The 25405-nt window shown below is 64.3% G+C and carries 26 protein-coding genes; 13 read left to right on the top strand and 13 right to left on the bottom strand.

Annotated features, from left to right (window positions below):
* Positions 1-33 precede the first annotated feature (33 nt).
* Together QM685_RS10505 and QM685_RS10500 are read right to left on the bottom strand one after the other, a co-directional pair.
* Positions 34-888 carry an alpha/beta fold hydrolase gene (locus QM685_RS10505; protein WP_415115485.1) on the bottom strand — a complete coding sequence of 285 codons (855 nt, stop codon included), beginning with the start codon at positions 886-888 and terminating at the stop codon, positions 34-36.
* A 94-nt stretch (positions 889-982) separates the two neighbouring features.
* A complete protein-coding gene (locus QM685_RS10500; protein WP_415115483.1) occupies positions 983-1678 on the bottom strand; it encodes an alpha/beta fold hydrolase in 696 nt (231 codons plus the stop codon).
* Positions 1679-2189: 511 nt separating this feature from the next.
* Here QM685_RS10500 and QM685_RS10495 point away from each other — a divergent pair.
* Complete coding sequence (locus QM685_RS10495; RefSeq protein WP_415115481.1) at positions 2190-2330, top strand: hypothetical protein; 141 nt, start codon at positions 2190-2192, stop codon at positions 2328-2330.
* A 46-nt stretch (positions 2331-2376) separates the two neighbouring features.
* Here the strand turns inward: QM685_RS10495 and QM685_RS10490 are convergent, their stop codons facing one another.
* Together QM685_RS10490 and QM685_RS10485 are read right to left on the bottom strand one after the other, a co-directional pair.
* Positions 2377-3141, bottom strand: coding sequence for a ParA family protein (locus QM685_RS10490; RefSeq protein WP_415115479.1), 765 nt, complete (start codon positions 3139-3141; stop codon positions 2377-2379).
* A gap of 168 nt (positions 3142-3309) precedes the next feature.
* The gene (locus tag QM685_RS10485) at positions 3310-4062 is read right to left on the bottom strand and encodes an SDR family oxidoreductase (RefSeq protein WP_415115477.1); all 753 of its coding nucleotides are present in this window, start codon (positions 4060-4062) and stop codon (positions 3310-3312) included.
* 108 nt (positions 4063-4170) lie between these two features.
* Here QM685_RS10485 and QM685_RS10480 point away from each other — a divergent pair, with 108 nt between their 5' ends.
* On the top strand, positions 4171-5145 hold the full coding sequence (locus QM685_RS10480) for a LysR family transcriptional regulator (RefSeq protein WP_415115475.1): 975 nt from the start codon (positions 4171-4173) through the stop codon (positions 5143-5145).
* Here QM685_RS10480 and QM685_RS10475 read toward each other — a convergent pair.
* Together QM685_RS10475 and QM685_RS10470 are read right to left on the bottom strand one after the other, a co-directional pair.
* Positions 5111-6286, bottom strand: coding sequence for an ABC transporter substrate-binding protein (locus QM685_RS10475; RefSeq protein ID WP_415115473.1), 1176 nt, complete (start codon positions 6284-6286; stop codon positions 5111-5113). The two genes, QM685_RS10480 and QM685_RS10475, sit on opposite strands and share 35 nt — an antisense overlap.
* A 47-nt stretch (positions 6287-6333) precedes the next feature.
* Entirely contained in the window at positions 6334-7275 is a 942-nt protein-coding gene (locus QM685_RS10470; RefSeq protein WP_415115471.1) for a CysB family HTH-type transcriptional regulator, read from the bottom strand.
* Positions 7276-7516: 241 nt separating this feature from the next.
* Here QM685_RS10470 and QM685_RS10465 point away from each other — a divergent pair, with 241 nt between their 5' ends.
* The 6 genes from QM685_RS10465 to cobA all read left to right on the top strand — a co-directional run bounded on the left by QM685_RS10465 (position 7517) and on the right by cobA (position 13790).
* Positions 7517-9196 (top strand): nitrite/sulfite reductase, encoded by a 1680-nt coding sequence (locus QM685_RS10465; protein ID WP_415115469.1) that lies wholly within the window; start codon positions 7517-7519, stop codon positions 9194-9196.
* A 22-nt stretch (positions 9197-9218) separates the two neighbouring features.
* On the top strand, positions 9219-9779 hold the full coding sequence (locus QM685_RS10460) for a DUF934 domain-containing protein (protein ID WP_415115467.1): 561 nt from the start codon (positions 9219-9221) through the stop codon (positions 9777-9779).
* Positions 9776-10522 carry a phosphoadenylyl-sulfate reductase gene (locus QM685_RS10455; RefSeq protein WP_415115465.1) on the top strand — a complete coding sequence of 249 codons (747 nt, stop codon included), beginning with the start codon at positions 9776-9778 and terminating at the stop codon, positions 10520-10522. The genes QM685_RS10460 and QM685_RS10455 overlap by 4 nt, the downstream gene beginning before the upstream one ends.
* Positions 10523-10665: 143 nt before the next feature.
* Positions 10666-11628 carry a sulfate adenylyltransferase subunit CysD gene (gene cysD, locus QM685_RS10450; protein WP_415115463.1) on the top strand — a complete coding sequence of 321 codons (963 nt, stop codon included), beginning with the start codon at positions 10666-10668 and terminating at the stop codon, positions 11626-11628.
* Between the two features lie 30 nt (positions 11629-11658).
* A complete protein-coding gene (locus QM685_RS10445; RefSeq protein WP_415115461.1) occupies positions 11659-12975 on the top strand; it encodes a sulfate adenylyltransferase subunit 1 in 1317 nt (438 codons plus the stop codon).
* A 59-nt stretch (positions 12976-13034) separates the two neighbouring features.
* Positions 13035-13790 carry a uroporphyrinogen-III C-methyltransferase gene (gene cobA / locus QM685_RS10440; protein ID WP_415115459.1) on the top strand — a complete coding sequence of 252 codons (756 nt, stop codon included), beginning with the start codon at positions 13035-13037 and terminating at the stop codon, positions 13788-13790.
* A 58-nt stretch (positions 13791-13848) separates the two neighbouring features.
* Here the strand turns inward: cobA and QM685_RS10435 are convergent, their stop codons facing one another.
* From QM685_RS10435 to lptF, 3 genes are read right to left on the bottom strand one after another with little or no spacing between them, the layout of a single operon-like run.
* Positions 13849-14229: a sirohydrochlorin chelatase gene (locus tag QM685_RS10435; protein WP_415115457.1), complete on the bottom strand. Its 381-nt coding sequence runs from the start codon at positions 14227-14229 to the stop codon at positions 13849-13851.
* 24 nt (positions 14230-14253) lie between these two features.
* Positions 14254-15402, bottom strand: a complete 1149-nt coding sequence (gene lptG, locus QM685_RS10430; RefSeq protein ID WP_415115455.1) for an LPS export ABC transporter permease LptG — start codon at positions 15400-15402, stop codon at positions 14254-14256.
* 3 nt (positions 15403-15405) lie between these two features.
* Positions 15406-16503, bottom strand: a complete 1098-nt coding sequence (lptF, locus tag QM685_RS10425) for an LPS export ABC transporter permease LptF (protein WP_415115452.1) — start codon at positions 16501-16503, stop codon at positions 15406-15408.
* Positions 16504-16640: 137 nt separating this feature from the next.
* Between lptF and QM685_RS10420 the strand changes: the two genes are divergently transcribed.
* The 3 genes from QM685_RS10420 (at position 16641) to QM685_RS10410 (ending at position 19306) form a co-directional block, all read left to right on the top strand.
* A complete protein-coding gene (locus tag QM685_RS10420) occupies positions 16641-18152 on the top strand; it encodes a leucyl aminopeptidase (RefSeq protein WP_415115450.1) in 1512 nt (503 codons plus the stop codon).
* Between the two features lie 52 nt (positions 18153-18204).
* Entirely contained in the window at positions 18205-18621 is a 417-nt protein-coding gene (locus tag QM685_RS10415) for a DNA polymerase III subunit chi (protein ID WP_415115448.1), read from the top strand.
* 61 nt (positions 18622-18682) lie between these two features.
* Positions 18683-19306: a DUF2486 family protein gene (locus tag QM685_RS10410; RefSeq protein ID WP_415115446.1), complete on the top strand. Its 624-nt coding sequence runs from the start codon at positions 18683-18685 to the stop codon at positions 19304-19306.
* Between the two features lie 36 nt (positions 19307-19342).
* Here QM685_RS10410 and QM685_RS10405 read toward each other — a convergent pair whose 3' ends face one another.
* Both QM685_RS10405 and ilvD read right to left on the bottom strand, forming a co-directional pair.
* Entirely contained in the window at positions 19343-19684 is a 342-nt protein-coding gene (locus QM685_RS10405) for a c-type cytochrome (RefSeq protein ID WP_415115444.1), read from the bottom strand.
* Between the two features lie 178 nt (positions 19685-19862).
* Positions 19863-21536, bottom strand: coding sequence for a dihydroxy-acid dehydratase (gene ilvD / locus QM685_RS10400; protein ID WP_415115442.1), 1674 nt, complete (start codon positions 21534-21536; stop codon positions 19863-19865).
* Positions 21537-21720: 184 nt separating this feature from the next.
* On the opposite strand from ilvD, the gene QM685_RS10395 reads away from it, so the two are divergent.
* Positions 21721-22695 carry a LysR family transcriptional regulator gene (locus QM685_RS10395; protein ID WP_415115440.1) on the top strand — a complete coding sequence of 325 codons (975 nt, stop codon included), beginning with the start codon at positions 21721-21723 and terminating at the stop codon, positions 22693-22695.
* A 123-nt stretch (positions 22696-22818) separates the two neighbouring features.
* Complete coding sequence (gene lgt / locus QM685_RS10390) at positions 22819-23724, top strand: prolipoprotein diacylglyceryl transferase (protein ID WP_415115438.1); 906 nt, start codon at positions 22819-22821, stop codon at positions 23722-23724.
* Positions 23725-23849: 125 nt separating this feature from the next.
* Here the strand turns inward: lgt and QM685_RS10385 are convergent, their stop codons facing one another.
* Complete coding sequence (locus QM685_RS10385) at positions 23850-24578, bottom strand: SIMPL domain-containing protein (RefSeq protein ID WP_415115436.1); 729 nt, start codon at positions 24576-24578, stop codon at positions 23850-23852.
* Positions 24579-24898: 320 nt separating this feature from the next.
* A complete protein-coding gene (locus QM685_RS10380; RefSeq protein ID WP_415115434.1) occupies positions 24899-25357 on the bottom strand; it encodes an EVE domain-containing protein in 459 nt (152 codons plus the stop codon).
* Positions 25358-25405 lie beyond the last annotated feature (48 nt).

The following is a 25405-nucleotide window of genomic DNA, read 5'->3' as shown; positions in this document are numbered from 1 at the left end:
AGTCAACCGGCTTGCTGAGCGTATCTGCGTACGTCAGCGAGTCAGAAAACTGGCAATCGCGTCCGCGATTTCGGCGGCATGGGTCTCCAGCGCGAAATGGCCGGTGTCGAGGAAGCGCACGACTGCTCGTGGCATGTCGCGACGGAATGCTTCCGCGCCCGGCGGCAGGAAGAACGGATCGTTCTTGCCCCATACGGCGAGGAACGGTGGTTGATGCGTGCGGAAGTACTGCTGGAACGTCGGGTATAGCGCGACATTGCTTCGATAGTCGCGGAACAGATCGAGTTGCACGTCGTGCGCGCCGGGGCGGCTCAGATAAAACTCATCGAGGGAATAACCATCGGGCGACACCGATGTCGTATCGCTCACGCCGTGCGTGTATTGCCATACGGTCGTCTCATGCGTGAGCAACGCCCGCAGTGCATCGCGATTCGCTTGCGACGGATCCCGCCAGTACGCGCGAATCGGATTCCAGCCGTCGCTCAGTCCTTCCTCGTAGGCGTTGCCGTTCTGCGAAATGATCGCGGTGATGCGCTCGGGGTGCTTCAGCGCAAGACGGAAGCCGGTCGGCGCACCGTAGTTGAACACATAGACCGCGTAACGATCGAAACCGGTCACTTCGGTGAAGCGGTTGATCACGTTGGCGATGTTGTCGAACGTATAGGCGAAGCTGTCGCGCGACGGCATGTCGGACAGTCCGAAGCCGGGCAGATCCGGCGCGACGATATGAAAGCGATCGGCCAGCTTCGGGATCAGGTCGCGAAACATATGGCTCGAACTCGGAAAGCCGTGGAGCAGCAGCAGTTTCGGCGCGCCGGCTCGACCCGCTTCGCGATAGAACACCTTGAACTGGTCGACGTCGGCATAACGGTAGGCGATGGATGGCATGGTTTCTCTCTCGATGAGTCAACGCGGCTCTCGAAGCTGCAATTGACGATGGAAGGCGGCGAGTGGCCGGTGGGATGAAAAGTCGCCAGCGAACCTAGTGGGCCGATATCGCGTGGACCGCGTCGAGGATCACGCTCGTTACCACGTCCGGCGCGGTGACGAGCGGCGTGTGATCGACCTGATACGCGTGCAGGTGGGCGTTCATGCGATCCGCCATGAAATGCTGCGTGTCCGGATCGATCATCCGGTCCTGCCCGGCAATCAGATACCAGCTCGGCATATCTCTCCAAAGCGGGCGGGCGACCGGCTCGCCGATGCACGCAACCGCGATCGGGCGCTGCACCGCGGCGAGTACCGCCGACTCCCGCGGCGTCGCGTTCTGTGCGAACGCGGCCGCGAAGTCGTGTTCCGCCAGCCATATCCGGCCGTGCCGATCCGGCGCCAGCTTCGGTGCTTGCGGATGCTGGGTGCCGCGATAGAACACGTCGCCGACTGTTTCGCCCGCGTCGGGTGCGAGCGCGGCGATAAACACCAATGCTTCGATGGCCTCGGATCGTGCCGCTCCGATCACGGCGCCCGCATACGCATGGCCTGCTAGGACGACCGGCCCTTCGATGCGTTCGATTGTCTGCTCGAGCGCGGCCACGTCGTCGGCAAGCGACGTCAGCGGCAGCGGCGCCGCGATCGCATGGATGCCCTGCGCGTTCAACCGATCGATCACCTTGCTCCAGCTCGAGCCGTCCGCCCATGCGCCGTGCGCGAGCACCACATTCACGTTACCGGGGTTCATTCCTGTTGCTCCTTCGATCGTTGTCGATGCCGCTGAGCAACCTCTAAATTTGATGTTTGAAGGTTACTCATTGGGTATGTAACTTGTCAAGGTGATTTTGAGAGGTTACGAATGCGCGTGCCGGGAAGGGCGGCGGGATGAGCGAGAGGGTGGTGGGGGGAGCGTTGAGCGAGCAAAACCTGTGTCAGCTCAAGCTGGGTGACAGATTGCCAAAGCGTGGCGACCTGACTCCGCGAGTTGCGGGCAAGTGGAAATCGAATTGGTACGGTAAAGCCGGCCGCGGTTTCGAGAGGCCCTCAAATCTGCGGGCAAATTGGATTCAAGCGTGGCTGCGTTGCTTGCGCTTCGCGTAAGATGGCCGACAGGTCAGTAATCTCGAGACCTGTCTCAGCCGAGGACAAAAACAATGGATTCCGCTACTGAAACGACTCCGTTGCAAGACGGGCATCGCGATTGGTATTTCGGCGCTGATATTCGGCCTCGGTCATAACACTACAGCGGGCCATACGTCGTGTTGACAATGCTCGTGGGTGTGATATTGGCCACGGTCTTCGTCATTGAAGACAGGCGCAACGGACGCCCCTTTATCGCCACCGTTGCCGTGCACGTGCTGCGTAATGGGATCACAACCGCGGTCATCCTGTTCGCCTGATAGCGGCGGAACAGAATCTCGAGATCCGACTTCCGCGCGCAATGGGCTATTTGCTCAGCTCGCGATGCAAAGCCCGGTACTTCTGCGAAAGCTTGTGCCCCGGATCGAGGTGAATAACCGGCGTCGCCTGCTGATGCGATTCGCGAATTTTCACGGACGACGACAACCGCGAGGTCAGTACCGGCAAGCCCTCGCTGATGAGTTCGTCGACCAGTTTCTGAGGCAGGCTCGCGCGCGGCTGGAACTGGTTGATGACGATCCCTTCCACTTCCAGCGCGTCGTTATGATCCTGGCGGATCTCCTTCACGTTTTCGAGCAGCGTATAAAGCGCGCGACGCGAAAAATCGTCGCAGTCGAACGGAATCAGACAACGCTCGACCGCGATCAGCGCGGCGCGGGTGTAGAAATTCAGCGCCGGCGGCGTGTCGATATAGATCGCGTCGTACATGTCGAGCTCGTTGAGCGCGTCGCGCAGCTTGTAGATCTTGTAGCGCGATTCCAGCTTGCCGTGCAACGTGTCGAGATCGGGGTGAGCGGGCATCACGTCGAGGTTCTCGAAATGCGTCGGATGAATGAAGGCAGTGGCCTCCACGGGCTTGAAGCTGAAGGAGAGCGCGGTTTCGAAGAAGCCGGCGACGGTGGGATGGACTTCGTTGGCCTGCGGCCCGAGCAGGTATTGACTTGAATTCGCCTGGGCGTCCAGGTCGATAACCAGCGTGCGCAGGCCTTCGCTCGCACTGATGGCCGCCAGGTTGCAGACGATGGTCGACTTGCCCACGCCACCTTTCTGATTGAATACAACGCGCCGCATGTTCTCCCCTTGAGCGGAAGCTGTCCAAATGACGCCCAGCATACCTGAGTCGGATGACGGCAATGGCGGAGCGGCAATTTTCCGGCGATGGATCATCATCGTGTTGCGCCAGTGCGAGTCTTCGCGCGTCATCCATATGAACGCGGCGTCGGCATCCGCCGGTCACGCTCAGACGATCCCGCCGTTCACGCGCAGCGTTTGACCGTCGACCCAGCCGGCCGCGTCGCTGGCGAGGAACGACACCACGGCCGCGATGTCCTCGGGCTGGCCGAGGCGTTCGAGCGGCGGCATCTTCGCGAGGTGTTCGACCTGCTCGGGTGTCTTGTCCTTGAGGAACAGTTCGGTCGCGGTCGGTCCGGGCGCCACGGCGTTCACGGTGATGTGGCGGCCGCGCAGCTCCTTCGCGAAGATGTTCGTCATCGTTTCGACCGCGGCCTTGGTGGCGGCATAGACGGAATAGCCGGGTAGCGCGAGCGCCTGCACGCTGCTGGAGAAGTTGATGATGCGACCGCCGCTGCGTAACTTCTTCGCGGCGACGCGCAGCGTGTTGAACGTGCCCTTCAGGTTGATCGCGATGAGACGGTCGAACAGGGTGTCGTCGGTATCGACGAGCGAAACCAGACCCGGCTGCATGATGCCGGCGTTATTGACGACGATATCGACGCCGCCGAACAGCGTGACGGTTTGATCGAACAACGCCGCAACCTGGGCGGGTACGGCGACGTCGGCCTGAATGGTGGCCGCGCGGCCCCCGGCGGCTTCGATCGAGTCGACGACGGCCTGGGCGTCCGCCGCGCGGCCCGCGTAATTGACGACGACGGCGATGCCGTCCGCGGCGAGGCGCTTCGCGATGGCCGCGCCGATGCCGCGCGAGGCGCCGGTAACGATGGCGACTTTGGAAACGTTGGCCTGGGTGCTCATGGTGACTCTCCTTTGGCTGGGCGGTAGGTGATGCAATGGGTGTATCTTCCCGCCCACCGTCCCCAGACGGTAGCCGCATGACCAGCATATCGGTTATGCTTCGAACGTATGACCCCCTTCGACGACCTCGGCCTGCTGCGCGCCTTCGTCGCCATCGTGGAGAGCGGCAGCATTTCCGCGGCGGCGCGCAAGCTGCGTCTGACCCAACCCACGCTGAGCCGCCAGTTGCGCGCGCTCGAGGATCAATGCGGCGCGGCGCTGCTGCGTCGCGATACGCATCGCATGAGCCTCACCGATCTCGGGCATCAGTTGCTTGCCGACGCGCAGGCGCTGTTGTCGCTCGCCGAGGAATCCGGGCAGCGCTTGCGCAACGACCAGACCGCGCTGAGCGGCACGATCCGCGTGTTCTCGACGATCGATTTCGGCCAGTCCGTCGTCAGCCGCCTCATCAGCAGCTTCATTCAGGCGCATCCGGGCGTGCGGATGGAGTTGGGCTATTCGAATCGCCCCGTGCGCATGATCGAAGAGGGCTGCGACGCGGGCATTTTCGCGGGGACGGTGAGCGACGATCGCGTCGTGGCACGCCCGCTTGGCGAGATCAGACGCTATGTGGTTGCGTCACCCGCGCTTCTGAAGGATCACAAGATTGCCGGCAAGCCCGAGGATCTTGGCGCGCTGCCGTGGGTTGGGCTCGCCGGCAATCAGTTTGGCGGCACGACGGATATCACGCTCCATTCGGGTGCGGCGACGCAGGCGCTGCGGGTCGAGCACCTGTTCGTGACCGAAGGGGTGACGAGCATACGCGAGGCGGTTCGCATGGGGCTCGGGATTGCCGTGCTGCCTGAATGGCTGATCGACGAAGATCTGACGTCGGGACGCATCGTGCGGGTCTTGCCGGAATGGCACGCGAAGCCGTTGTCCGCGCAGATCATTTATCCCGCGCAACGCAGAGTGCCGCTGCGGGTGAGGGCGTTTATCGATTTCGCCACCGAGTACATGACGACGGCGTTGAAGCCGCGGCACGGCGCCCGTGCCGCCCCGCCGTTCCTCACTGGCTCAGATAAACGAACTTCCCGTTCCTGATGATGCCCATCACGCTCGCGCGCTGGTCGAGACCCACGTGATCCTTCGGGCTCGTATTGACGACGCCGTTCGGCACCACGAGCTCATGCGCATGCTCGAGTTCATCGCGCAACGCGACGCGAAACGCGGGCGTGCCCGGCTGGGCGGTCTTCAATGCGCGCGCGACCGCGTCCTGCAGGCGCGGATACACGCCGGCTGCGTCGCCGGCGAACTGCGTGACGCTGCCCGGCCCGTACTTCGCCTCGTACGCGTTGACGAACGCGAGCGCCGCCTTCTTCGACGGATGATCGGCCGGCAGCGTGCGCGCGACGACGACCGGCTGCGTCGGGAACAGCGTGCCTTCCACATCCTTGCCGCCGAGCTTGATGAACTCCGGCGTCGCGATGCCGTGCGTCTGGTAGATCGGTCCCTTGTAGCCGTGCTCGATCAGCGTGCGTTGCGGCAGCACCGTCGGGGTGCCCGCGCCGGCGATCAGGATCGCGTCGGGTTTCGCGGCCATCAGCTTCAGGATCTGGCCGGTCACGCTCGCGTCGGTGCGGTTGTAGCGCTCGGTCGCGACCAACTGGATATGGCGCAGCGCCGCGAACTTGCTGAATTCGTTGAGCCAGCTTTCGCCGTAGCCGTCCGCGAAGCCGATGAAGCCGACCGTCTTCACGTTGTGGTTCGACATGTAGCGCGTCATCACGTCGGCCATCGCGCTGTCGGTCTGCGCCATCTTGTAGGCCCAGATCTTCTTGCCTTCCTGCGGCTCGACGACACTCGCCGAGCCGATCAGCGTGATCATCGGCGTCTGGCTTTCGGCGACCGGATCGAGCGCGGCCATCGCGGCCGGCGTGATGTTCGGGCCGACGATCACGTCGACGTGGTCCTCGTTGATCAGCTTGCGGATGTTGCGCACGGCGTTGCCGGGGTCGGACGCGTCGTCGAGGAAGATGTAATCGGCCTTCTGGCCGGCGATCGTCTGCGGCCACATCAGCATCGCGTTCTTGCTCGTGATGCCGATCACGGCGGCCGGCCCGGTGTTCGACAGGTCGATGCCGACTTTCAGGTCGGCGTGCGCGGCACTCGCGACGAGCAGCGCGCTGGCGGCGGCCGCGAGGCCGCGCAGGGTTTTCCGAAGCTTGTTGTTATGCGACGTCATCAGAAGGTCTCCATAGCGGGGCGGGATTCAAGCGGGATGATTGCGGATCAAAGTTCGTACGTTTCGTGCTCGCCCTTCAGCGCCTGCTCGATCAGCTTGCGGTTCAGGCTCGGCGACAGCAGTTCCACCAGCGTGTACACGTAGCTGCGCAGATACGCGCCGTGTTTTAGCGCGACGCGCGTCACGTTGCTGCCGAACAGGTGGCCGACCGGCATCGCGCGCAGATGGCGGTCGCGCTCGGCGTTGAACGCGATGTCCGCCATGATGCCGACGCCCAGGCCCAGCTCGACGTAGGTCTTGATCACGTCGGCGTCGATCGCTTCCAGCACGATGTCCGGGTGCAGCCCGCGCAGGCGGAACGCCTCGTTGATCTTGGTGCGGCCGGCGAACGCGTTGTCGTACGTAATCAGCGGGTACTGGGTCAGATCGTCGAGCGACAGAAGCTTGCGGTCGAGCAGCGGATGGTCCGGCTGCATCACCGCCACGTGGTGCCACTGGAAGCAGGGCAGCGACACCAGTTCCTTATAGGTGGAGATCGCCTCGGTCGCGATCGCGAGGTCGGCCTGGTCGTGCAGCACCATCTCGGCGACCTGGGTCGGGCTGCCTTGCAGAATTGAAAGGTGGACTTTGGGGAAGCGCCTCTTGAATTCGGCGATCGCCCCCGGCAGCGAATAGCGCGCCTGCGTGTGGGTCGCGGCGATCACGAGATTGCCCTGATCCTGCGCCGCGTAGTCCTTGCCGACGCGCTTGAGGCTTTCCACCTCCTGCAGGATTCGCTCGATCGACTGCAGGATGATGCGGCCCGGCTCGGTCAGCGAGCGCACGCGCTTGCCGTGCCGCGTGAAGATTTCGACGCCCAGCTCGTCCTCGAGCTCGATGATCGCCTTCGAGACGCCCGGCTGGCTTGTAAACAGCGCCTTGGCGGCTTCGGTGAGGTTGAAGTTCTGCCGCACAGCCTCGCGGACGAAGCGAAATTGGTGCAGATTCATATATAACCTCGCCGCATATAAAAAGAATTTTTTAGTCGTTTGAAATATAAGGCGAGTTTATTACGATCTGTCCAACTTTTTCAATATGGATATCTGTGTTTGTCATAAGCAAATAAGCGATGGGTCTAAACGCTTGTCTGCGTCGGTTGACCAACACGGATAGTCGAGCCGCGGCGGAACCGGAGCGCCGGCCGCCGGACCGCCGTGTGTCACGCAGGTTTCGAAAAATTGGGGTCCCCGAATGTACCAATACGATCAGTACGACCAGACCATCGTCGATGAACGGGTCGCGCAGTACGCCGATCAGGTTCGCCGCCGCTTGTCGGGCGAATTGAGCGAAGAGGAGTTCCGTCCGCTGCGCCTGCAGAACGGCCTGTACTACCAGCGTCATGCGTACATGCACCGCATCGCGATTCCGTACGGCAATCTGCGCAGCGACCAGATGCGCGTGCTCGCGCAGATCGCGCGCGAACACGACCGCGGCTACGGCCATTTCTCGACGCGCTCGAACATCCAGTACAACTGGATCAAGCTCGAGGAAACGCCGGAAATCCTGCGCAAGCTCGCGTCCGTGCAGATGCACGCGATTCAGACCTCGGGCAACTGCATCCGCAACATCACCGCCGACCAGTTCGCCGGCGTCGCGCCGGACGAAGTGGTCGATCCGCGTCCGTGGGCCGAAATTCTGCGTCAATGGTCGACGTTCCACCCGGAATTCGCGTGGCTGCCGCGCAAGTTCAAGATCGCCGTGTCGGGTTCGAAGGAAGACCGCGCGGCCGTGCAGATCCACGACATGGGCGTGTATGTGAGGAAAAATGCGCAAGGCGAACTGGTGGTCGACATTCTGGCGGGCGGCGGCCTCGGCCGTACGCCGATCGTCGGCGCGATCATCCGCCGCGATCTGCCGTGGCAGCATCTGCTGACCTACTGCGAAGCCGTGTTGCGCGTATATAACCGCTACGGCCGCCGCGACAACATGTACAAGGCGCGCATCAAGATTCTGGTGAAGGCGCTCTCGCCGGAGAAATTCTCCGCGCAGGTCGAGGAAGAGTGGCAGCACCTGAAGGACGGTCCTTCGACGCTCACGCAGGCCGAAGTGGATCGCGTCGCGCAGTACTTCGCGCCGCCTGCTTACGAGAAGCTGCCGGACACGGACGCGTCGTTCGAAAAGCATCTGCTGGAAAACCGCGCGTTCGCGCGCTGGGTGGAGCGCAACGTGCGTCCGCACAAGGTGGCTGGCTACGCGTCGGTCACGCTGTCGCTGAAGCCGACCACGATCGCCCCCGGCGACGCGACGGATGCGCAGATGGAAGCGGTCGCCGACTGGGCCGACGAATATTCGTTCGGCAAGATCCGCGTGTCGCACGAGCAGAACCTGATTCTCGCCGACGTCAAGAAGCGCGACCTGTTCGCGCTGTGGGAAAAAGCCAGGGCGGAGGGTTTCGCGACGCCGAACATTGGCTTGCTGACCGACATCATCTCGTGCCCGGGCGGTGACTTCTGCTCGCTCGCGAATGCGAAGTCGATTCCGATCGCGCTCGCGATCCAGGAACGCTTCAACGATCTCGACTACGTGTACGACCTCGGCGACGTATCGCTGAACATCTCCGGCTGCATCAACGCGTGCGGTCACCACCACGTCGGCAACATCGGCATTCTGGGCGTCGACAAGGACGGCTCCGAGTGGTACCAGGTGACGCTCGGCGGCGAACAGGGCACGGGCGCGACCGGCGCGCATCTGGGCCGCGTGATCGGCCCGTCGTTCTCGGCCGACGAAATGCCGGACGTGATGAGCAAGGTGATCGACACCTTCGTGGAAAACCGCCAGGAAGGCGAGCGTTTCATCGATACGTACAACCGTATCGGCATCACCCCGTTCAAGGAGCGCGTGTACGCCGCGCGTCAACCGGCTCACGCGTAACCGCGCAAAGGATACTGAACAGATGGCTTCTATCATCAAGAATCGCGCGATCGTCGACGACGACTGGACGGTCGTGCGCCCGGCCGAAGACGGCGCGCTGCCGGTCGTGAGCGACCTGCCGGCCGGCAAGGTGCTGGTGCCGCTCGCGCTGTGGCAGGCCGAACGCGATGCGCTCGTCGCGTCGCGCGGCGCCGCCGAAATCGGCGTGTGGCTCGCGCCGGACAACGAACCGGCGGACATCGCCGGCGACTTCGACAAGCTCGCGCTGATCGCGGTGGACTTCCCGGTGTTCCGCGACGGCCGCGGCTACAGCATCGGCCGCCTGCTGCGCGAGCGCTATGGCTACAAGGGCGAGCTGCGCGCGATCGGCGACGTGCTGCGCGACCAGATCACCTTCATGTTCCGCTGCGGCTTCGACTCGTACGCGCTGCGCGCCGACAAGGACATCAACGACGCACTGAAGTCTTTCGACGAATTCAGCGTGCAGTATCAGGGTGCGGTGGACACGCCGCCGCTGTTCCGCCGCCGTGCGGCGCAAGCGGCCGCCGGACAGGCCGTTGCCGTGGGCAAGGTCCCGGCATGAGCGCCGTGCAGTCGCTGAACCCGGAACTTGCTGCGAAGGTCGAGCGTCTCGACGCGCTGCTCGATTCGATCGCCGCGCGCCACGCGGACGTGAAGCTCGCGAGCAGCCTCGCGGCGGAAGACATGTTGCTCACGCATGCGATTCTTTCGCGTGGCGTAAAGATCGGCATTTTCTCGCTGAACACCGGCCGTCTGCATGCGGAAACGCTCGGCATGCTCGAGCGCGTGAAAGCACGCTACGGCTACGACATCGAACAGTTTCATCCGCAGGCCGCGGCAGTCGGGCAGTATGTGAGCGTGCACGGCCTGAACGCGTTTTACGAAAGCGTCGAGCTGCGCAAGCGCTGCTGCGAAATCCGCAAGGTCGAGCCGCTGAACCGCGCGCTCGCGGGCGTCAGCGCGTGGGTGACGGGCCAGCGCCGCGAGCAGTCGGTCACGCGTGCCGAACTGCACGAGGAAGAGCACGACGGCGCGCGCAATATCGCCAAGTTCAATCCGCTCGCCGACTGGACGGAAGCCGAAGTCTGGGATTATCTTAAGACGTTCGACGTGCCGGTCAATCCGCTGCACGCGCGCGGTTATCCGAGCATCGGCTGCGAGCCGTGTACGCGCGCGATTCGCCCCGGCGAGGACAGCCGGGCGGGGCGCTGGTGGTGGGAGTCGCGCGACACGAAGGAATGCGGACTGCATATCACGGCGATTACCCCGCTTGCGGCCGGGCACGGCGAAAACGCGTCGGCCTGAATGGCCGGTGCGCTAAGCTTCGGCTATCCGACTGAACGCCGCATAGGCCGCGAATGACTCGCCCACCCCGCGCACATACCGATTTGAATACTTCCGCCCAGGCGAATCCACGCTCGCCGGGCGCACCAACGAAGGACCCTGCTATGAGCACCACGCTCGATTCCACTGTCAACGCTCCCCTTGCCAACACGGTCAACCGGATGGATCACCTCGATTGGCTCGAAGCCGAGTCGATCCATATCCTGCGCGAACTGGTCGCCGAATGCAGCAAGCCGGCGCTGCTGTTTTCGGGCGGCAAGGATTCCGTCGTGGTGCTCGCGCTCGCGCTGAAGGCGTTCGGTCTCGGCGCGAACCGCAAGACGCAACTGCCGTTCCCGCTCGTGCATATCGACACCGGCCATAACTACGACGAGGTGATCGACTTTCGCGATCGCCGCGCGCAGGAAATCGGCGCGGAACTCGTGGTCGGCCATGTCGAGGATTCGATCAGGCGCGGCACCGTGCGTCTGCGCCGCGAAACCGATTCGCGCAATGCCGCGCAGGCGGTCACGCTGCTCGAAACGATCGAGCAATACGGCTACACCGCGATGATCGGCGGCGCGCGCCGCGACGAAGAAAAAGCCCGCGCGAAAGAGCGCATCTTCTCGTTCCGCGACGAATTCGGCCAGTGGGATCCGAAGGCGCAGCGCCCGGAACTGTGGAGCCTGTACAACGCGCGCCTGCACAACGGCGAACACCTGCGCGTGTTCCCGATCTCGAACTGGACCGAACTCGACGTGTGGCAGTACATCGCGCGCGAACAGCTCGAACTGCCGTCGATCTATTACGCGCACCGGCGCGAGATCGTGCGCCGCAACGGCCTGCTCGTGCCGGTCACGCCGCTCACGCCGATGCGCGAGGGCGAGACGAGCGAACAGGCGCTCGTGCGTTTCCGTACCGTCGGCGACATCAGCTGCACGTGCCCGGTCGAAAGCGACGCGGACGACGTCGAGAAGATCATCGCCGAAACGGCCGTGACCGAAATCACGGAACGCGGCGCGACGCGGATGGACGACCAGGTGTCCGAAGCCGCGATGGAACAGCGCAAGAAGCAAGGTTATTTCTAAGCAGGCACACGAGACGAGGGCAATGCAACCATGAGCAGTATTCATCAACCGGAAGACCTCGGCGTGCTGCGTTTCATCACCGCGGGCAGTGTCGACGACGGCAAGAGTACGCTGATCGGCCGCCTGCTGTACGACAGCAAGGCGGTGCTGTCCGACCAGCTTTCCGCGCTGTCGCGCGCGAAGAACAAGCGTACCGTCGGCGACGAAATCGATCTGTCGCTGCTGACCGACGGCCTCGAAGCCGAGCGCGAGCAGGGCATCACGATCGACGTCGCATATCGCTACTTCGCGACGGCCAAGCGCAAGTTCATCATTGCCGACACGCCGGGCCACGAGCAGTACACGCGCAATATGGTGACGGGTGCATCGACCGCGCACGCGGCGATCATTCTCGTCGACGCGACGCGCGTGACGTTCGAGAACGACGTCGCGCAACTGCTGCCGCAAACCAAGCGTCATAGCGCGATCGTCAAGCTGCTCGGTCTGCAGCACGTGATCGTCGCGATCAACAAGATGGACCTCGTCGACTACAGCGAAGCGCGTTTCAACGAGATTCGCGATGCGTACGTCGAGCTCGCGCGCCATCTCGGTCTCGAAGACGTGCGCTTCGTGCCGGTGTCGGCGCTGAAGGGCGACAACATCGTGACCGCGAGCGAGCGCATGCCGTGGTACGCGGGCGCGCCGTTGCTCGACGTGCTCGAGGCGCTGCCGGTCGAAACCGCGAGCGGCGAAGCGCTGCGCTTCCCGGTGCAGTGGGTCGCGCGTCAGGACGGCAGCCGGGCCGACGATTTCCGCGGCTATATGGGCCGCGTCGAATCGGGCGAAGTGAAGCTCGGCGACACGATCGTCGTGCTGCCGGCGAATCGCGAAGCAACAGTCGCCGAGATCATCGCGCCGGTGGTCGGCGGCACCGCGCAGGTGGATCGCGCGTTCGCCGGCCAGACGGTGACGATCCGTCTCGCGGAAGACGTCGACGTGTCGCGTGGCGATACCTTCGTGCTGCGCGCCGGCGCGCCGGAACCGGCGAAGAAACTCGAAGCGGATCTGTGCTGGTTCGACGACGCGCCGCTGTCGACGCAGCGCAAGTATCTGCTGAAGCAGACCACCAGCACGGTGTTCGCGCGCATCGGGTCGATCAGGGAAGTGCTCGACGTGCATACGCTGTCGCAGGCCGTCGATCGCAAGGAACTGGCGATGAACGACATCGGCCGTGTCGCGCTCACCTTGCAGAAGCCGCTCGTGTGCGACGTGTACGATTCGCACCAGGGCACGGGCGCGTTCGTGCTGATCGACGAGGCGACGAACCATACCGTCGCGGCCGGGATGATCCGCGCATATTCGGCGTAAGTGGCGTAAGCGGCGACGCACTGCGTCGCCTGCACGCTCCAACGAACAGGTTGATGTAAATGGGTAAGGTTTATCTGATCGGCGCGGGCCCCGGTGCCGCGGATCTGATTACGGTGCGCGGCGCGCGGCTGCTCGGCGCGGCCGACGTCGTGCTGCACGACGCGCTGGTCGAGGCGGCGATGCTCGACTACGCGCCCGCGCGCGCGAAGCGTATTGCGGTCGGCAAGCGTTGCGGACAACTCTCGACGGCCCAGCAGTTCATCAACAAGCAGATCGTCGATGCGGCGCTCGAACATGACGTCGTCGTGCGTCTGAAGGGCGGTGATCCGATGCTGTTCGGACGCGCCGACGAGGAAATGCGCGCGCTCGAAGCCGCGGGCATCGAATATGAAGTCGTGCCGGGCATCACCGCCGCGCTCGCGAGCGCGGCGTCGCTGAAGCGCTCGCTGACGCTGCGGGGCGTGTCGCGCAGCGTCGCGCTGGCCACCTTCAGCCGCGCGCCCGGTTCGGACGAAATCCGCGAGCAGGTCAACGCGGATTCGCTGGTGTTCTACATGGGACGCGACAGCGGCGTCGAGATCGCGCAGCAATTGATCGATGCCGGCAAGCCGGTCACGACGCCGGTCGCGATCGTCGAGGCATGCAGTACCGAGCGCGAACGCATGCTCACGCTCACGCTCGACGAGCTTGCCGCCGGCGAAGCTCAGCGTTGGGTGGATGCATCGCAGCCGAGTCTGCTGATGATCGGCGAAGCGTTCGCGGCGCGGCAGATCGAAGTGAAACTCTCATCGAACGGGATGCTGGTCGCGGCCTGAAGTCGCTCGGCAGGAAGGACCCGACAGCGGCGAGTCTGAGCAACCGATAAAGAAAAAATCAGACCTGCCGCAAGCAATACTGTGCGAGCGCATCCAGCACCGAATCATCCTCACCGACCGCCACCGCGCAGCGAATCTCGACGGCCGGATGAGCCGCGCGGCACTGATCGATGAGCGCGGGCAAATCCTTCCTGACATGGCCGCCTTGACCGAAGAACACCGGTACCACCGTGATCGCATCACAGCCTTGCGTGACGAGTTGGGTGACCGCCGCCGGCAGATCGGGCTCCATCAGTTCCAGAAACGCGAGCGTCACCGCTTGCGCTTCGCCCGTCGACGCGCGCGCGTCGCGCAGTTTGCCGGCGAGCCGTTCGAACGGCTCGCGCCAGCGCGCATCGCGCGCGCCGTGGCCAAACAGAATCAGTCCGTGCATAGCCATCGCGTCAGCTCCCGATGCCCATATTTAGTGCCGGTCGACCCACTTCAGCCCGACGAGCCCCAGCACGAGGTACACGAGCCCCGGCGTCGCGGCCGTCAATGGCGCGGGCCACGTATTGAGCGTGCCGATGTGCGAGAACAGCGTGTTGAACAGCTGGAAGCTCATGCCGAGCATGATGCCGCCGAACACCTTCATGCCGACCACGCCGGCACGCGTATGCAGATACGCGAACGGCAGCGACAGCACCAGCATCACGAACACCGCGAACGGATACAGCAGCTTGCGCCACAGCGCGATTTCATAGCGCTGGGTGTCCTGATGATTTTCGGTCAGATGCTGGATGTAGCGGAACAGGTTGAACATCGACATGCGGTCCGGCGACACCAGCAGCACCGACAGAATCTGCGGCGTCAGCTCCGAGCGCAGCGAGTACTCGGGCAGCGTCACCTGGTTCGCGCGGTAGACCGGGTTGAGCGCATCGGCCGGCGTGCCCGAAGGAGGCGGCACGTCGACCAGCTGCGTATCGGTCACGCCGGTCAGCAGCCAGTGGCCCGGCGGCTGATAGCGGCCGCTCTGCGCGATGCGCACGTTCGAGAGCCGGAATTTCGAATCGAACTCGTAGATGCGCACGTTGCTGATCGTCGCGTCGGGCTTCAACTCGCCGACGTTGACGAAGCGCGTGACCTGTTCGCCGTCGGCGCGCTCGGTCAGCGTGTCCTTGACCCATACGCCCGACTGGAAATTACTCGACACCGACGAACCGAGCGCCTCGAGCCGCACGCGCTCGGAGAGCTGATCCGTGTACGGGCCGACCACTTCGCCGATCAGATAGGTGACGATCACGAGCGGAATGCCGATCTTCAGCAGCGAGCGCAACGCCTGGTTGGTCGCGAGGCCCGACACGCGGAAGATCGTGTATTCGGAGTTCGCCGCCATCTGCGCGAACACGTAGATCGCGCTGATCAGGGCCGCGACCGGAATGATCTCGTAGAAGCGCGACGGCGTTTGCAGCGCGACGCGCAGCACCGCGTACTGGAACTTGTAATTACCGTGGCCGACCGAATTCAGTTCATTGATCAGGTCGAAAAAGAAGAACAGACCCGAAAACGCAAACAGAATGAAGATGAACGTGAGATAGATCTGACGCGCGAAATACCTTTCATAGATGCGCATCGGTCAGGCTCCCTGCGAACGGCTGAACATGGCGCGCGTGAAGAGCGGCCGGTTGCGCACCCGCAGCCAGAAGATGAACGCGACGATCCCGAGGACGATCACGTGCAGGATCACGAGCCCGACGGCGAACGACATCTTGCCCTGCTCGATCCACGACTGCACCACGTTCAGCAGATTCGAATACGTGAGGTAGATCAGCACCGCCATCACGAGGTTGATCGTGCGGCTGCGCCGCGGGTTCTGGTGAGCGAGCGGAATCGCGAGCAGCATCAGGTTGATCGCGATCAGCGGCAGCCCCGCGCGCCATGCGAATTCGGCCAGATTCTCCCGGGTGGGGTTGCGCAGCAGCGCGAGCGTCGGCAAACCCGTGGTGGTCGGTGTATTGACGACCGGCTGGCTCTGGATCTTCACGCCGTAGCGCTCGAACTCCATGATGCGGAAATCGGGGTGGCCCGGCTCGCCGTCGTAGCGGCGCCCGTTCTCCAGCACGACGAAGCGGTCGCCGTTCTTGTGCGTCTCGACGTGGCCGTTCTTCGACACCACCACGTTGACCTTGCCGCCCTCGGTGCTGGTGACGAACACGTTCTCGACGTGTCCCTGGTCGGGCGACATCTTCTCGATGAAGAACACGCGGTGCGTCGTGGGCGATTCGCGGAACTGCCCCGGCGCGAGCAGCGAGACCTCGTCGCGCTGCTGGAAGCGCGCGCGGATCAGCTTGTTCTGCTGGTTCGACCACGGCCAGCCGACGAACACGAAGAACATGATCAGGATGATGATCGGCGTCGCGAAAATGCCGATCGGCTTGATGAATTGCGTGAGACTCACGCCCGAGGACAGCCACACGACCATCTCGGAGTCTTTGTACCAGCGCGTGAGCACGAACAGGATCGACACGAACAGCGTCGCGACGAGCATGATGGCCAGATAGCCGATCACGGTGAGGCCGATCAGGACCAGCACGTCGCGCGGGTCGATCTCGCCCTGGGCCGCGAAGCCGACGATACGGATCATCATCGTCGTCAGCACGAGCGTGAGAAGAACCATGAACACGGCGCCAGCCGTGTACGCGAGTTCGCGCTGGAGGGAGCGTTCGAAGATCATTAGTGATGACGAGAGGGGGCGCTCACGACAGCGCGCGGGTTCGTTCCCGTCACGCCTCCGGTGCAGCCGCCGCGGGAAAAATAGCGGATAATTGCGGCTTTCATCCTAAGCCCAGATTTTATCCGAGGACAAGCGCGATGGACTTTAGCATAAAAGCCTGTGATTGGACCAAAGGCTCGACGAACGGTTTCGTGACCGGGAAATCCGATTGCATCGTGATCGGCGTGTTCGAGTCGCAGACGCTGTCGGGCGCCGCGCTGGAGATCGACGCGGCCACCAGGGGCCTGCTCACGCGCATCATCAAGGCCGGCGACATGGACGGCAAGGCCGGCACCACGCTGTTCCTGCACGAGGTGTCGGGCATCGGCGCATCGCGCGTGCTGCTCGTCGGCCTCGGCAAACAGGATGCTTTCGGCCAGAAAGCCTACGGCGAAGCGGCGCGTGCCGCGTGGCGCGCGCTGCTCGGCACGAAGATCGTCCAGGTCACGTTCACGCTCGCGCAACTGCCGGTGCTCGAGCGCACTTCCGACTGGTGCGTGCGCGCCGCGATCCTCGCGCTGCGCGAGCTGACCTACCGCTTCACGCAGATGAAGAGCAAGCCGGACAACACGCCGCGCGCGCTCAAGCGCATCGTGTTCAGCGTCAACAGCGGCGACGAGAAGGCCGCCAAGCTCGCCGCGAAGCAGGGCGCCGCGCTCGCCAACGGCATGGACCTCACGCGCGACCTCGGCAACCTGCCGAGCAACGTCTGCACGCCGACCTACCTCGCGAACACCGCGAAAAAGCTCGCGAAGGACTGGAAGCTGAAGGTCGAGGTGCTCGGCGAAAAGCAATGCGAAGCGCTGAAAATGGGCTCGTTCCTGTCGGTCACGGCGGGCGCGGTCGAACCGGCGCAATTCATCGTGCTGCAATACCAGGGCGGCGCCGCGAAGGCCGCGCCGGTGGTGCTGGTCGGCAAGGGCGTCACGTTCGACACCGGCGGCATCTCGCTGAAGCCGGGCGAGGGCATGGACGAGATGAAGTACGACATGTGCGGCGCGGGCTCGGTGCTCGGCACGCTGCGCGCGGTCGCCGAAATGGGCCTGAAGATCAACGTGGTCGGCCTGATCCCGGCGGTCGAGAACATGCCGTCGGGCACCGCCACGAAGCCGGGCGACATCGTCACGAGCATGAAGGGTCTCACGATCGAGGTGCTCAACACCGACGCGGAAGGCCGTCTGATCCTGTGCGACGCGCTCACTTACGCCGAACGCTTCAAGCCGGCCGCGGTGATCGACATCGCCACCTTGACGGGCGCCTGCATCATCGCGCTCGGCCATCACAACAGCGGCCTGTTCTCGAAAGACGACGCGCTCGCGGGCGAACTGCTCGACGCGTCGCGCGAAGCGGCCGACCCGGCATGGCGCCTGCCGCTCGACGACGAGTATCAGGACCAGTTGAAGTCGAACTTCGCGGACGTCGCGAACATCGGCGGACGCCCGGCGGGCAGCGTGACCGCCGCGTGCTTCCTGTCGCGCTTCACCGACGCGTATCCGTGGGCGCACCTCGACATCGCGGGCACCGCGTGGAAGAGCGGCGCGGCCAAGGGGGCGACCGGACGGCCGGTGCCGCTGCTCGCGCAGTTCCTGATCGATCGCGCCGGGCAATGACGCCGTGCGGTAAGCGCGCGCACCGCGCGCGGCAAGCGGGGCGGAGCGGCCGATGACGAGAATCGACTTTCACTCGAACGTCGGCGATTCGCTGGTATATGCGTGCCGCCTCGTGCGCAAGGCGTATCTGGCGGGCCAGCCGCTCGTCGTGCTGGCCGAGCCCGCGCGCCTGCGCGCGTTCGACGAAAAGCTGTGGACCTTCTCGCCGCTCGATTTCGTGCCGCACTGCATGGCGGGCACGCCGCTTGCAGATCAAACTCCAGTTGTGCTGGCCGCGAATCTCGACGACGTGCCGCATCACCAGGTGCTGCTCAATCTCGGCGCGACGGTGCCCGCGCAGTTCGCCCGCTTCGAAAGATTGCTCGAAGTGGTTGGTAACGCACACGAGGAACTTGCCGCGGGCCGTGAACGCTATCGTTTCTATCGCGATCGCGGCTATGCTTTGAACAACTACAAGCAGGGCGGTTAGGTCGCGGAGCATGGCATGCGGGCGGCCTGCTTCCGCTTCGATTCAAACACGGAGAGCGCACGTGTCCGATCCCAACGACAATTCGATTCCGGTCCTGCACGAAATTCTCGTGCCGGGCCGCGCCCCCCAGACGCGCGAGGCGTCGGGGGGCGGCGCAGCGCCGGCCGCCCAGCCGGCCGCGCCCGTTGCTGCTCCTGTTCCCGCTCCCGAGACCGAGCTTTATCCGCCGCATGTGGCCGATCATACGCATGCGAAAAAGCGCTTGCGTCCGCATCACGGCGTGCATGTGCGGCATGGACATGAAGACGTCCATGAAGACATGGAGGTGTCGCCGGGGGTGTTCGACCGCGCGGAGCCGACCGTGCCGGCCGAGGCCGGCGCCACCGTGCCGCCGGACCTCGGACACGAAGGCGTGCATGACGCCGCGCGCGAGGCCGCGTCGGCGCAGCCTCGACCCGATGCCGATGTGATCGCCGAACGTCTGCGCGCACGTTTCGCGGCATTTCTGACGGGCGAAGGGCGCGGCCTCATCGAGGCGCGCTGCCGCGATGCGTTGCAGCGGCATACGAGTCTGCTCGTGGGTCAGATCACGACAGAAGTCGCGCAGACTCTGGAAGCCGAAATGACCGGCTGGGTGCGGGAAGCAGTGGAAGAGGAGATTGCACGGCGCTCGGGCCGCGCTTGACGCTGTATGAAGCGGCGTTCATCGGCAACGCGCCCATTATTTGAGCGTCAGCACCCAGGTCGCGAGCACGGCCGCCTGATCGGGCGTGAGTTGGGTGTTCGCGGGCATCGGCACCGTTCCCCACACGCCGGTGCTGCCGTCGAGAATCTTGTGCTTCAGATACGTCGCCGCGTCCTCGCGTCCCGCATATTTCGCCGCGACGTCGTGCAGCGCCGGCCCCATGAACGGGCGCGTGACCGAGTGGCAGCTCATGCAGTTCTTCTGCTGGGCGAGCGCGAGGTCCGTGGAGGCCTCGGCGTAGATGGCGGGACTGGCGACGCTCAATGTGATGGCAAGCGCAACAGCGGCTGATACGGCTGCATACGACGTCGATTTCATTATGGTCTCCGCCGGTTCAGATGCCCGGCTCGTGGTGCACGCATTATAAGAGCAAAGGGGCGCACGGTTTCTCGTGCGCCCCTTTGCGTTTGTGCGTGGAACGGCGGCGGGTCGGGCCGGGTTCGCGCAGCCTGCCCCTCAACCCCGACCAACCCTCGTCAGCTTTCGCCCGCTTTCGTCAACCCGTTACCGCTCCCCGGTTGGCCGGCTGGGCGAGCGCGAAATACTTCGCCATCACGCCCCGCGTATAGCGCGGCTTCGGCGCCTGCCACGCGGCGCGGCGCCGCTGCAGTTCGGCGTCGTCGACGTTCAGTTGCAGCAGCAGCTTGTGCGCGTCGATCGTGATCGAGTCGCCTTCCTGCACGAGCGCGAGCGTGCCGCCGACGAACGCTTCGGGCGCGACGTGCCCGACCACCATCCCCCACGTACCGCCCGAGAAGCGGCCGTCGGTGATCAGGCCGACCGATTCGCCGAGCCCCTTGCCGATGATCGCCGAGGTCGGCGCGAGCATCTCCGGCATGCCGGGGCCGCCCTTCGGACCGAGATAGCGCAGCACCAGAACATCGCCGGCGACGATCCTGTTCGCGAGGATCGCTTCGAGCGCGCTCTGCTCATCGTCGAAGACGCGCGCCGGCCCGGTGATGACCAGATTCTTCAGGCCGGTGATCTTGGCGACCGCGCCGTCCTCGGCGAGGTTGCCCTTGAGGATCGCGAGATGGCCTTCCTTGTAGAGTGCCTTGTCGATCGGAAAGATCACCTGCTGATCGGCGCGCGGTCTGGCCGGCACGTCCTTCAGCTCCTCGGCGATCGTGCGGCCGGTGATCGTCACGCAATCGCCGTGCAGCATCCCGGCGTCGAGCAGGATCTTCAGCACCTGCGGGATGCCGCCCGCCTTGTGCAGATCGGTGGCGACGTACTGGCCCGACGGCTTCAGGTTGCAGATCACCGGGACTTTCTTGCGCATGCGCTCGAAGTCCTCGATCGTCCATTCGACTTCGGCCGCATGCGCGATCGCGAGATAGTGCAGCACCGCGTTGGTCGAGCCGCCGGTCGCCATGATCAGCGCGACCGCGTTTTCGATCGATTTCTTCGTGATGATGTCGCGCGGCTTCAGATCCTTCTTGACCGCTTCGACGAGCACGCGCGCCGACTCGGCGGCCGAGTCGACTTTTTCCTGGTCGGGGTTCGCCATCGTCGACGAATACATCAGCGACATGCCGAGCGCCTCGAACGACGAGCTCATCGTGTTGGCCGTGTACATGCCGCCGCACGAACCGGTCGACGGACACGCGTTCTTCTCGATCCCCTCGAAATCCTCCTCCGACATGCGCCCCGCGGTGAATTCGCCGACCGCCTCGAACGACGACACGATCGTCAGATCGGTACCCTTCCAGTTGCCCGGGCGGATCGTGCCGCCGTACACGAAAATGCCCGGCACGTTCATGCGCGCGAGGCTGATGATGGCGCCCGGCATGTTCTTGTCGCAGCCGCCGATCACGACCACGCCGTCCATCCATTGCCCTTGCACGCAGGTCTCGATGCAGTCGGCGATCACTTCGCGCGACACCAGCGAGTACTTCATGCCCTCGGTGCCCATCGACATGCCGTCCGAGACCGTCGGCGTGCCGAAGGTCTGCGGATTCGCATCGGCCTGTTTGATCGCGACGACGGCCGCGTCGGCGAGGCGCTGCAGACCGGCGTTGCATGGCGTGATCGTCGAATGGCCGTTGGCGACGCCGATCATCGGTTTGTCGAAATCCTCTTTCTGGTAGCCGAGCGCGTAGTACATCGAGCGGTTCGGCGAGCGCGCGATGCCTTGCGTGATGTTTTTCGAACGACGGTTGTATGCCATGGGGACGCTCCAGTCTGTTCTGTTCGTGATCGGGCCGCGCGGGACGCCGCGCCGGCGAATGCACCGGCCGTTGCGCCGGCACACCGTTCAGTGTAGTGCCGCCGCGCCGGCTGGGCAGACGGTTTTGCGTGGTGCGTGTCGCGTGTATTATTCGGGCCTGTCAAAGTCGTAAAATGTATTAATCATGCTGCCGACGATTCCCGACCTGCGCCAGTTGCGCTATTTCGTCACCGTTGCCGAGGAAAAGCACTTCGGGCGCGCGGCCGCGCGTCTGTCGATGACGCAGCCGCCGCTGTCGCAGGCGATCCGCGCGCTCGAGGAGACGCTTGGCGTCGAACTGTTCGCGCGCACCAAGCGTTCGGTCGAGCTGACGCCGGTCGGCGCCGATCTGCTGCCCGAGGTGCGGCGGCTGCTGGCGGGCGCGGAAGGGCTGCGGCCGCTCGCGCAGAGTCTCGCGCGCGGCGAAGCGGGCGTACTGTCGCTCGCGTTCGTGTCGACCGTGGACTACGGCCTGTTGCCGCTGCTGCTGCGTGATTTCGGCGCGCGTCATCCGCGCGTGCGGCTCGAGCTGACCGAGGCGACGAGCGACGTGCAGGTCGAGGAACTGGTGGCTGGGCGCATCGATGCCGGTCTCGTGATCGCGCCGCTGCCGTCGCGTCATGCGGCACAGTTGTCGTGGCTGCCGATCGCGCGCGAGCCGCTGGTGATCGCGATGTCGACGGAGATGGCGCAGCGCGTGCAGGGCGCCGTCGGCAACGCCGGCAACGCCGACCCTGACGCCGAATGGCTCGACACCCCGGTCAGCTTGCGCGATCTCGCCGACGCGCCGCTCGTGATCTTTCCAAGACGTCTCGCGCCAGGCTTTTATGACATCATTATGGATTGCTACGGCGTCGCGGGCCTCACGCCGCGGATCGGCCAGGAGGCGATCCAGATGCAGACGATCGTCAGCCTCGTGTCGGCCGGCATGGGCGTCGCACTGGTGCCGCAATCGTTGCGTAACCTGCGCCGCACCGGGGTCGTGTACCGGCCGCTGTCCGAGTCGGTGCCGGCGATCGAGACGGGCCTCGTCTGGCGCACGGACGAGGTGAGTCCGGTGCTGGCGGGTTTCATCGCGATCGTGCGTGCTCATGCGGCGAGCGTCGCGGCGCGTGTCTAGCGATGCCGGTCGCGCGTAATGACGTGCCCGATCCCGCGTGGTTGATCCGATATCCGATTGTCGATACTGATGTTCGCGCCGCTGCAAAACCGCTTCTGAACCTGAACTGCCCATAACTACACGATGCTCATTCACCCCAATTTCGACCCCGTCGCCATTCATCTGGGGCCGCTCGCCGTGCGCTGGTATGGCCTGATGTACCTCGTCGCGTTCGTCGCGGCGATCGTCGTCGCGCGGCTGCGGCTGCGTTTGCCGTACATTGCCGCGCAAGGCTGGACCGCGAAGGATATCGACGACATGCTGTTCTACGGTGTGCTGGGCACGATCCTCGGCGGCCGGCTCGGCTATGTGCTGTTCTACAAGGCGAGCTTCTATTTCGCGCATCCGCTCGACATCTTCAAGGTATGGGAAGGCGGCATGTCGTTTCACGGCGGCTTTCTCGGCGTGACGTTCGCGATGATGCTGTTCGCGTATCAGCGCAAGCGTTCGTGGCTGCAAGTCACCGATTTCGTCGCGCCGATGGTGCCGACCGGGCTCGCCGCGGGGCGTCTCGGCAACTTTATCAACGGCGAGCTGTGGGGCCGCGTGACCGATCCGTCCGCGCCGTGGGCGATGCTGTTTCCGGGCGCCGCGCCCGACGACGCCGCGTGGCTCGCCGCGCATCCGCAACTGGCCGCGCAATGGCACCTGAACGAAGTGTTCGCGCAATATCACATGCTGCCGCGGCATCCGTCGGAGCTGTACGAGATCGCGCTCGAAGGCCTTGTGCTGTTCTTCGTGCTGATCTTCTTCTCGCGCAAGCCGAAGCCGCTCGGCGCCATTTCCGCGATGTTCCTGATCGGCTACGGGCTCGCGCGTTTCACGGTCGAATTCGCGCGCGAGCCGGACGATTTCCTCGGCCTGCTGGCGATGGGGCTGTCGATGGGCCAGTGGCTGTCGTTGCCGATGATTCTCGCGGGCATCGGCCTGATGGTGTGGGCGTATCGCCGTGGGCGCCGGGAGCCGGCGCAGGCGGTAAGCGCGAGCTAAGTTGAGCGCCGCCGGGCGGCCGGCCGCGGCGTGTCTTTAATGAAAAACGCCACTGCATGAATTCATGCAGTGGCGTTTCTATTTGCGTGTTTGCATCTTCGCGGACGCGCGGCCCGCAACGCACGTCACTTCATCTGCACCGACCCCGATACGTTGACCGTCACCGTCGACGTACCGCCTTCGAGCGGTATCGGCGACGTCTTCGCGTCGGCGCCCATCGCGCGCGCGCTCATCATCATGACCGGACGCGGCATTATGCCGCCGCTGTGATTCACGTTGACCTCGCGAATCGAATAGCCGCTAAAGCCGAACGCCTGCGAGGACGAAGCCGCCTGCTCGCGGAACGATTTGATCGCCTCGCCGGTGAGCCGCTGCTCGGCGGCGCGCTGCGCTTCCGGCGACAGCGAGAAGCTCACGTTGCCCACCTGCATGATCGATGCCATCTGTCCGGCGAGCTTCGACGCCGCCGCGAAATCACGCGATTCGAGCACGACCTCGGTGCGGCCGCGCCAGGTCGAGATGCGCCCGTCGCGGTCCGTCGACGGGAAGATCGCGAACGCGCCCGTGCGCGCCGTTACGCCGCTGATGCCGCGCGCTTTCTGCAACGCCGCGTCGGCGCGTTGGTTCAGCGTCACCGTGAGCGAGGATGGATCGCTCGCTTCCTGCTCGTAAAACAGCGTGATGTCGACGACGTCCTGCGGCACCTCCGCGCTCGCCTGCGCATTCAGCGACAGGACGCCCGAAGGCTGCTGCATGACGGCCTGCGCGCGAGCGAGGGCCGGGGTCAGCGCGAGCGCGACAGGCGCGGTGCAGGCGAGAGCGAGTGCGAGGGCCCGTGCGGCTTTTTTCGTCATTGCTGGACTCCTTTGTTTGAACAGGTTGTACTCGATTGACGCGAGCGCCGTGTCGCGGCGCGAGGTGGGTGGATTCGCTGGGAGTGGGGTAGGGGTGGTCGGGCTGTCTGGATGGATTGGCCGTGGTGTGGATCGATCGGGGCGAACCGATTGGGCGAACCGCTGAATTGCGCCGATTGGTTCGTTGATGGATTAGGCGCGGCGCGCTCCGGCTTGGTTCCCCAATTCGGCATTTGCCGCCACATCGGCGCGGACGATGCGCACGCGTTTGCCCCATGACGCGGCCGGACATCAAACGCAGTCGAACGTCGAATTCGCCTTTAAACCAGATGTTTAGTGATGAAGCGCCATTCAGCCTCGGTTACCGGCGTGATCGACAGACGGTTGCCCTTGGCGAGCACGCGCATGTCCTGCAATTGCGGATGCTCGCGCAGCGCGGCGAGCGGAATCAGCGGAATCTTCTTCTTGAACACGACGTCGACGAGCATCCAGCGCGGCGTTTCCGGTGACGATTTGGCGTCGTAGTAAGGGCTCTTCTTGTCGAACTGGGTCGGATCCGGATAAGCGGTGGACGACACTTCCGCGATGCCCGCGATGCCGGGCTCGGGGCAGCTCGAATGATAGAAGAGCACGCCGTCGCCGATCTGCATCACGTCGCGCATGAAATTGCGCGCCTGATAGTTGCGCACGCCGGTCCACGGCAGCGTGCGATGCGGTGCGTTGGCGAGATCGTCGATGCTCGCTTCGTCCGGTTCGGACTTCATCAGCCAGTAGCGCATGAATCGAATTGAACGTTAGAGATTAAGCGATGCGCGGGAACGAACGGC

Source organism: Paraburkholderia sp. (assembly GCF_047605525.1).
GTDB lineage: Bacteria > Pseudomonadota > Gammaproteobacteria > Burkholderiales > Burkholderiaceae > Paraburkholderia.
The sequence above is the reverse complement of the archived record's forward strand: the minus strand, read 5'-3'. Positions and strand labels throughout refer to the sequence as shown.

Bases quoted from the DNA above. Each gene is read 5' to 3' on its own strand.
- QM685_RS10445 (WP_415115461.1), top strand. From the start codon at position 11,659: ATGAGCAGTATTCATCAACCGGAAGACCTCGGCGTGCTGCGTTTCATC.
- cysD (WP_415115463.1), top strand. From the start codon at position 10,666: ATGAGCACCACGCTCGATTCCACTGTCAACGCTCCCCTTGCCAACACG.
- QM685_RS10415 (WP_415115448.1), top strand. From the start codon at position 18,205: ATGACGAGAATCGACTTTCACTCGAACGTCGGCGATTCGCTGGTATAT.
- QM685_RS10500 (WP_415115483.1), bottom strand. From the start codon at position 1,678: ATGAACCCCGGTAACGTGAATGTGGTGCTCGCGCACGGCGCATGGGCG.
- lgt (WP_415115438.1), top strand. From the start codon at position 22,819: ATGCTCATTCACCCCAATTTCGACCCCGTCGCCATTCATCTGGGGCCG.
- QM685_RS10405 (WP_415115444.1), bottom strand. From the start codon at position 19,684: ATGAAATCGACGTCGTATGCAGCCGTATCAGCCGCTGTTGCGCTTGCC.
- QM685_RS10460 (WP_415115467.1), top strand. From the start codon at position 9,219: ATGGCTTCTATCATCAAGAATCGCGCGATCGTCGACGACGACTGGACG.
- QM685_RS10455 (WP_415115465.1), top strand. From the start codon at position 9,776: ATGAGCGCCGTGCAGTCGCTGAACCCGGAACTTGCTGCGAAGGTCGAG.
- QM685_RS10505 (WP_415115485.1), bottom strand. From the start codon at position 888: ATGCCATCCATCGCCTACCGTTATGCCGACGTCGACCAGTTCAAGGTG.
- QM685_RS10480 (WP_415115475.1), top strand. From the start codon at position 4,171: ATGACCCCCTTCGACGACCTCGGCCTGCTGCGCGCCTTCGTCGCCATC.
- ilvD (WP_415115442.1), bottom strand. From the start codon at position 21,536: ATGGCATACAACCGTCGTTCGAAAAACATCACGCAAGGCATCGCGCGC.
- QM685_RS10485 (WP_415115477.1), bottom strand. From the start codon at position 4,062: ATGAGCACCCAGGCCAACGTTTCCAAAGTCGCCATCGTTACCGGCGCC.
- QM685_RS10420 (WP_415115450.1), top strand. From the start codon at position 16,641: ATGGACTTTAGCATAAAAGCCTGTGATTGGACCAAAGGCTCGACGAAC.
- QM685_RS10470 (WP_415115471.1), bottom strand. From the start codon at position 7,275: ATGAATCTGCACCAATTTCGCTTCGTCCGCGAGGCTGTGCGGCAGAAC.
- QM685_RS10395 (WP_415115440.1), top strand. From the start codon at position 21,721: ATGCTGCCGACGATTCCCGACCTGCGCCAGTTGCGCTATTTCGTCACC.
- QM685_RS10465 (WP_415115469.1), top strand. From the start codon at position 7,517: ATGTACCAATACGATCAGTACGACCAGACCATCGTCGATGAACGGGTC.
- QM685_RS10435 (WP_415115457.1), bottom strand. From the start codon at position 14,229: ATGGCTATGCACGGACTGATTCTGTTTGGCCACGGCGCGCGCGATGCG.
- QM685_RS10475 (WP_415115473.1), bottom strand. From the start codon at position 6,286: ATGACGTCGCATAACAACAAGCTTCGGAAAACCCTGCGCGGCCTCGCG.
- QM685_RS10490 (WP_415115479.1), bottom strand. From the start codon at position 3,141: ATGCGGCGCGTTGTATTCAATCAGAAAGGTGGCGTGGGCAAGTCGACC.
- QM685_RS10380 (WP_415115434.1), bottom strand. From the start codon at position 25,357: ATGCGCTACTGGCTGATGAAGTCCGAACCGGACGAAGCGAGCATCGAC.
- cobA (WP_415115459.1), top strand. From the start codon at position 13,035: ATGGGTAAGGTTTATCTGATCGGCGCGGGCCCCGGTGCCGCGGATCTG.
- QM685_RS10385 (WP_415115436.1), bottom strand. From the start codon at position 24,578: ATGACGAAAAAAGCCGCACGGGCCCTCGCACTCGCTCTCGCCTGCACC.
- lptF (WP_415115452.1), bottom strand. From the start codon at position 16,503: ATGATCTTCGAACGCTCCCTCCAGCGCGAACTCGCGTACACGGCTGGC.
- lptG (WP_415115455.1), bottom strand. From the start codon at position 15,402: ATGCGCATCTATGAAAGGTATTTCGCGCGTCAGATCTATCTCACGTTC.